This window comes from Dysgonomonas reticulitermitis, assembly GCF_054601275.1.
On sequence record NZ_BAAHWU010000087.1, the window covers coordinates 1 to 5,703 of the forward strand.

The following is a 5,703-nucleotide window of genomic DNA, read 5'->3' on the forward strand; positions in this document are numbered from 1 at the left end:
ACTCAAATGTTTGACATTAAATAAATTCATCGGGATTGGTATGCCCGATGCTTACAAAGTGAGTTAATTTTACTTGCTACGATAGTGAAGAAAAATACCAGATTGACTGCCGTTGCAACAAAGTCCTATCAAAATATTACTTTCTTTTGTCATTCTGAGTGTAACGAAGAATCTCGACTTTCAAAGAGAGATCCTTCACTCCGTTCAGGATGACAACCAACGGTCACAGGAGCGTAGCGTATGTAAATAGATAATGAAATTTACTTTTGACACACCCTCTTCTTTATAAGTCAAATTTTAATCTGTAAAGTATGGGTATTACGGAAATTATTATATCTTTGTGCTGCCCAAAATACACGGGGGATTAGCTCATCTGGCTAGAGCGTTAGACTGGCAGTCTAAAGGTGATCGGTTCGAGTCCGATATTCTCCACAAAATAAATACTCCTTGCACTAGAAAAGTGTAGGGACTTTTTTTAATATACTACAGACAATCCAATATATAGTAATCTTTTTCAACATCATAAATAAAATTATTTGCTAAAAGAGCCTTACATGAAGCAATATTATCTTGCTCGGGCTGAACAATTATAGCTTCGGGATTCTTTACTTTTAATATTCTATCTACTAATATCTTGACTATTTCTTTTCCATATCCTTGTCCTAAGTAATCTACCTCTCCTATTAAATAGTCTATGCTATATATTTTATTGGGGGACACTACCGAATACCAATCTTCCTTAGCGTCAAAACATTCATAAAACTGACAGAATCCGAATGGAACATTATTGTCATCTAAAACAATGTAATGAAACAAAAAACTAAAATCGCCATTCCTTTCTTCTATTTCATTTAGCCACTCCTCAGCATCATGGTACCACTTCAATATATAATCTTTATGCAACCATTTGCTCAACAAACTGACATCAGAATCGGTTACAGGCCTTAGTGTTAACTTATATTCTTTCATACTTAAGTCAAAGCTATTATAATTCTGACAAAATTTCTAATAAAAGAAATTAATAATTTATGCCAATCAGCAGTTAAAGTTATTGCTGTAGTGTAAAAACGTTCGATTATCTTGAGCAGATAAACGTCTATTGCTTATATTCTCAACATATGCTCATTACTGCCGCGCCCTACCGGGCTTGTCCTTACTTTTGGCATTGCCCAAAAGTAAGCAAAAAGCTAGCGCTTCGTCCCTCGGCGACCCACAACCGGTTTGCCGGCTGAAAGGGACGAACGGGCTATCGCCCCGTCCCTTTCTACGCCGCCTGCACCGTGTGGGTTCCCCCGCCTGCGGAACTAATGCGCGGGAGGCTGACGCACGACAAGAGCCTGCCTTGTCTGGCTTTAGCTGCGCCGTTAGCTTCAAGTACGGGGCACCCATAGGACGAAGAAGGCGTTAAAAACAAAAACGTGTTTGAGCTTATCAAATGATTCGTATTATACAAAACCCGGAGCGAGTTTTTTTGTTTAGCCTTTAAGTCCGTTATGGGTCGGACGTTGAAGTGGGGCGCAAAAGCGTTTTTGGTTCCTTTTGCGGCTTTGGGCAAAAGGGACGCAAGCAATCTGTGATTGCGCGCAGAAGAAAATGATGAAAATAACCGAACAATTAATTACATACACTTCGTTCCTGTGAATATTAATTCAACTACTGATTCACATAAGTTATGATTCTTTTTTAGAATCTTACGCCATAACCAACCATGATTGTCGCACAATCCCAATCTTGGAACGTATACTTGAATTCAAAGTTTGCATAGCTATTGTCTGAAAGATCGTAGCTGGCGCCTGCTCCCAAGTTGAATCCAAAATCTGTCATTCCATGCGATTCAGTCTTAACACCGCCTCCAAGATCAACGGAAGAAACTCGGTTGTTTATAACCCCAATACCGGCCAAAGGATATATAGATAATCCGTCTTGTACCTCAAATACATAATGAGCATTCAGGTTTATATCTAATCCTGTTCTATTACTTTTAGGAAAGAAGAAAGTTACATCCGGAGCTAAACGAATATTATCCGTAATGTTATAACGACCTTCCAGGCCTAGGCCAAATCTTTTATAATCTGTTTGATACCCGGCTTTCAATAATAAAGATTTAGTTCCTGTTTGTGCATTCACACCCATGAAGATAGCGATTGACGCTATAAGGAGTAATAATTTTTTCATAACGATTTGTGTTTTAAATTCGAGGCTAAAGTATATTAATTTTTTAATATTTACAAAATAATATAGCACGGATTTTTTTCCTTATTGAAGGCTCTTAATTGCATTGATATACAAATATTATATCTGGTGATTTTTCTCTTGTATTTTCTCTCTCTAAATAGTCTATGAGTGTACAAAAAAATTTATTACTTTTGGAGAAAAATACTAAACATACTAAAATGATATTTCGTTTTTTACTTTTATCAGACGAGGTTGAAGACTTCAAACGTGAAATTCGGATCAGTGCGGATGCGACATTTCTTGACCTGCATAAGGCTATTCTTAAATCGGTGGATTATAAGGAAGGGGAAATGACGTCTTTCTTTATATGTAGTGACGATTGGGAAAAAGAACAGGAAATTACGCTTGTGGAAATGGATACAAGTTCAGATGAAGATTCATACACCATGGATGTGTCGGTTTTGAACGACTTTTTAGAAGATGAAAGGCAAAAGCTCATGTATGTATTCGATTATCTGACAGAAAGAGCGTTTTTTATGGAACTTCGCGAGATAATTACCGGGAAAGATATCGATGAGGCAGTATGTACAAAATCGATAGGTAATCCTCCGGCTCAGACTGTGGATTTTGATACTGTTGCAGCAAGTTCAGCGACATTAGATACCGGAGAAAACTTTTACGGGGACGAAGGGTATGATCTTGATGAGTTAGATGCGGAAGGTTTTGACGGGCTGGATGATGTCCGGTTGCCTGGTGACGAAGAATATTAATGAAAACCCTGATAGTACTGCTTGGCCCTACGGGTGTAGGGAAAACAGCGCTAAGTATAAATATTGCTGAATATTACAGGTCTTGTATCGTATCAGCAGATTCCCGGCAATTTTTTAAAGGATTGGAAATTGGTACTGCTGCCCCTACAGCGGAAGAAAAGTCTCGTGTCCGGCATTACCTTGTGGGGATGCTGGATGTGGCGGATTATTATAGCGCCAGTGAATTTGAGCAGGATGCGTTATCTATTATAGAGGAAGAGCACAAATCTCAGGATGTTGTTGTCGCTTCCGGAGGATCGATGATGTATATCGATGCCTTATGCAAGGGAATTGATGATGTACCCACAATAGATGAGAAATTAAGGCAAGAAGTCTACGCTTTATACGAACGTGAAGGATTAGATCCTATTCGTTCTCAGTTAAAAATGCTTGATCCTGACTTTTATAGTGAGGTTGATCTGAAAAACTACAAGCGGGTAATTCATGCTTTGGAAGTCTGCCTGATGACGGGAAAACCTTATTCTTCTTTTCGTACAAATACAAAAAAACACCGGCCGTTTAATATCATAAAGATAGGTTTGATGCGTAATCGTGAGGAGCTTTATGGACGTATTAACCGACGGGTGGATAAGATGATGGCTGAAGGATTGCTTGATGAAGCCGGAAAATATTATCCTCAACGACACCTCAATTCACTCAATACGGTAGGATATAAAGAACTTTTCAAATATCTGGATGGAGAATGGTCTCTCGAATTTGCAATAGACAAAATAAAGCAAAATACACGTATATACTCCCGTAAGCAAATGACATGGTTTAAGCGGGATAAAGAAATACACTGGATAAATTTATCCGAAATAAACGATAGCGATGCATTAAGCCAAATAGTAGAATTAACTAAAATATGTAATTAATTGTTTTACTATTGTTAAAATGAGATATATTGTTTACTTTTGACTAAACTAAAAAAACATTATGAAGCTTTACAAATATTTGGTGATTATTGTATTATGTGTTGTTGGTTTTACAGGCTGTGGCGATAAGATAACAGAAGAGTACTATACTGGTACCATGTTGCATAACGAATATATCATTGTGGAAAAGGATGCAAACAAATGGTGGTGGGATGAAGATCTGGAAAGTTATGTCTATTCATTCGATATACCAAAACTGACTAAGGGCATATATGATGATGGTACAGTAGTAGCTTCGGTGTTTGTAGATCCGGAGACAGATCATGAAAGAATGGAGCTTCTCCCTTTTTTGTTTACATATTGGGCTGAATATGATGATGGAACATTGAAAACATATACAGAAAATGTAAACTGTTCTATTCAACCAGGCGTTGTAACATTTTACATTCAGGCATCAGATAGAAATGACGGGGGGGTTAAGAATGATTATCAATTTAAAGTTTCTTTGATAGGTGATGCAAGTTTATTCCGTTAAATAAAACTTACCATAATACAAAAACAGACATAGAATATTCTATGTCTGTTTTCTTTTTAGTCCCAAATTCTATTGCTCTATTTTCTTGTACTTCCACAGACTATTTTCCCCTTTACTGAGAATCAGTGAATCTGCTGTCAGTAAATTTATATGAAGCGTATTATTTAATACGGAATCTGTATGTAGATTAAGCTCGAAATCACTGATTGTAAAGGTATATTCCGAAGTCTCATTCAGGTCTACCATTTGTTGAGAACATTTATTGCCGTTAAATATCAAATAAGTTATTTGCTTATTGTAATCAACATTAATGGTATCGAACAGATTGCGCTCTGCATCTACAAGCATCCACTTACCCTGTATAAATTTGTGATTAGCTTCATCACTATTGTACGGTTTGCAGCATAGTAATAAGCTGGTAAATAGTGTAAGAAGTATTATTTTGTTAGCCCGCAACATATTTTTGCAAATAATTTACTGCAAAAAAACAAATAATTTCCCGTAATAAGAAGTTCTGTTTCGTAAAAATACCAGGTCAAACGCATCTAATTTTTAATCAGATTGATTAGGTAGTTGTTGTCCCACCCTGCTTTGAGCCTTTTCCCTCTGACACCAACTTTTGTTATTTTGTCGTTTTTCAACAGGTTTAAAGCTATCCGGTTTAATAAAGAGTAGTTTTGAGCTGCAAATCCGGTTCTTTTGCGACTGCTATCTTCATTGAAACCAACATCAAGTACCCAATGCAACGAGTTTTCAACACTCCAGTGAGCGCGTATGGATTGGTTTATGAGTTTAGCATCAGCCACAAGACTACTGATATAAAGCCGGGTTTCCTTCTCTGTCTTACCACTGGATTTGATATAACGTTCCGATTCTATCTTTACCAAAGTTCTTAGTCCTTCCCATTCTTTCTTTGATTCAATCAGGGAAAGGTCATCTATAACCAGGCATCTGCGGGTTTCCACCCTCCCATGTCCACTATCCAGCTCTTCGTTGGAATCACGAATCGGCAGGAAACGAAAAGAATCCTCTACTTGTTCCAAAAGATTTCCTTGATTGCCCTTGAGGGCTAACAGGTAATCAGCTTCTTTCTCTATGATTTTAGATGCTATATCCTTTTGGCATCCCATGGCGTCTATCGTTACGATACAACCTTTAAGTACCAGCAGTTCCAATAGTTTAGGAATAGCTGTTATTTCATTACTCTTTTCATCAACTTTTGTTTGACCCAATACGATGTGATTCTTTTCAGCCCAGGCACTGACCATGTGAACGATGGACTTTTTATCTGAAGTACGGCTACCGCACA

At 37.5% G+C, this 5,703-nt stretch carries 8 protein-coding genes and 1 tRNA gene; 5 read left to right on the forward strand and 4 right to left on the reverse strand.

Annotated elements, in window-relative coordinates; all coding sequences use genetic code 11:
* The first annotated feature begins 358 nt into the window (after window positions 1–358).
* Window positions 359–432, forward strand: a tRNA-Ala gene (locus ACYPZI_RS15365).
* Window positions 433–483: 51 nt separating this feature from the next.
* Here ACYPZI_RS15365 and ACYPZI_RS15370 read toward each other — a convergent pair.
* The gene (locus ACYPZI_RS15370; RefSeq protein WP_459603160.1) at window positions 484–969 is read right to left on the reverse strand and encodes a GNAT family N-acetyltransferase; all 486 of its coding nucleotides are present in this window, start codon (window positions 967–969) and stop codon (window positions 484–486) included.
* A 130-nt stretch (window positions 970–1,099) separates the two neighbouring features.
* Here ACYPZI_RS15370 and ACYPZI_RS15375 point away from each other — a divergent pair, with 130 nt between their 5' ends.
* Window positions 1,100–1,408 (forward strand): hypothetical protein, encoded by a 309-nt coding sequence (locus ACYPZI_RS15375; protein WP_459603162.1) that lies wholly within the window; start codon window positions 1,100–1,102, stop codon window positions 1,406–1,408.
* Between the two features lie 275 nt (window positions 1,409–1,683).
* Here ACYPZI_RS15375 and ACYPZI_RS15380 read toward each other — a convergent pair whose 3' ends face one another.
* Entirely contained in the window at window positions 1,684–2,175 is a 492-nt protein-coding gene (locus ACYPZI_RS15380; RefSeq protein WP_459603164.1) for an outer membrane protein, read from the reverse strand.
* Between the two features lie 218 nt (window positions 2,176–2,393).
* On the opposite strand from ACYPZI_RS15380, the gene ACYPZI_RS15385 reads away from it, so the two are divergent.
* The 3 genes from ACYPZI_RS15385 (at window position 2,394) to ACYPZI_RS15395 (ending at window position 4,394) form a co-directional block, all read left to right on the forward strand.
* A complete protein-coding gene (locus ACYPZI_RS15385; RefSeq protein ID WP_459603166.1) occupies window positions 2,394–2,945 on the forward strand; it encodes an IS1096 element passenger TnpR family protein in 552 nt (183 codons plus the stop codon).
* Window positions 2,945–3,859, forward strand: coding sequence for a tRNA (adenosine(37)-N6)-dimethylallyltransferase MiaA (gene miaA / locus ACYPZI_RS15390; RefSeq protein ID WP_459603168.1), 915 nt, complete (start codon window positions 2,945–2,947; stop codon window positions 3,857–3,859). Before ACYPZI_RS15385 ends, miaA begins: the two co-directional genes overlap by 1 nt.
* Window positions 3,860–3,920: 61 nt before the next feature.
* The gene (locus tag ACYPZI_RS15395) at window positions 3,921–4,394 is read left to right on the forward strand and encodes a hypothetical protein (protein WP_459603170.1); all 474 of its coding nucleotides are present in this window, start codon (window positions 3,921–3,923) and stop codon (window positions 4,392–4,394) included.
* A 69-nt stretch (window positions 4,395–4,463) separates the two neighbouring features.
* Here the strand turns inward: ACYPZI_RS15395 and ACYPZI_RS15400 are convergent, their stop codons facing one another.
* Together ACYPZI_RS15400 and ACYPZI_RS15405 are read right to left on the reverse strand one after the other, a co-directional pair.
* Window positions 4,464–4,853, reverse strand: a complete 390-nt coding sequence (locus ACYPZI_RS15400; RefSeq protein WP_459603172.1) for a lipocalin family protein — start codon at window positions 4,851–4,853, stop codon at window positions 4,464–4,466.
* 86 nt (window positions 4,854–4,939) lie between these two features.
* A partial coding sequence (locus tag ACYPZI_RS15405; protein ID WP_459603174.1) for an ISAs1 family transposase occupies window positions 4,940–5,703 on the reverse strand: 764 nt, incomplete at its 5' end.

Coding starts and splice junctions, on each gene's coding strand:
- ACYPZI_RS15395 (WP_459603170.1), top strand. CDS start 3,921: ATGAAGCTTTACAAATATTTGGTGATTATTGTATTATGTGTTGTTGGT.
- ACYPZI_RS15400 (WP_459603172.1), bottom strand. CDS start 4,853: ATGTTGCGGGCTAACAAAATAATACTTCTTACACTATTTACCAGCTTA.
- ACYPZI_RS15385 (WP_459603166.1), top strand. CDS start 2,394: ATGATATTTCGTTTTTTACTTTTATCAGACGAGGTTGAAGACTTCAAA.
- ACYPZI_RS15380 (WP_459603164.1), bottom strand. CDS start 2,175: ATGAAAAAATTATTACTCCTTATAGCGTCAATCGCTATCTTCATGGGT.
- ACYPZI_RS15370 (WP_459603160.1), bottom strand. CDS start 969: ATGAAAGAATATAAGTTAACACTAAGGCCTGTAACCGATTCTGATGTC.
- miaA (WP_459603168.1), top strand. CDS start 2,945: ATGAAAACCCTGATAGTACTGCTTGGCCCTACGGGTGTAGGGAAAACA.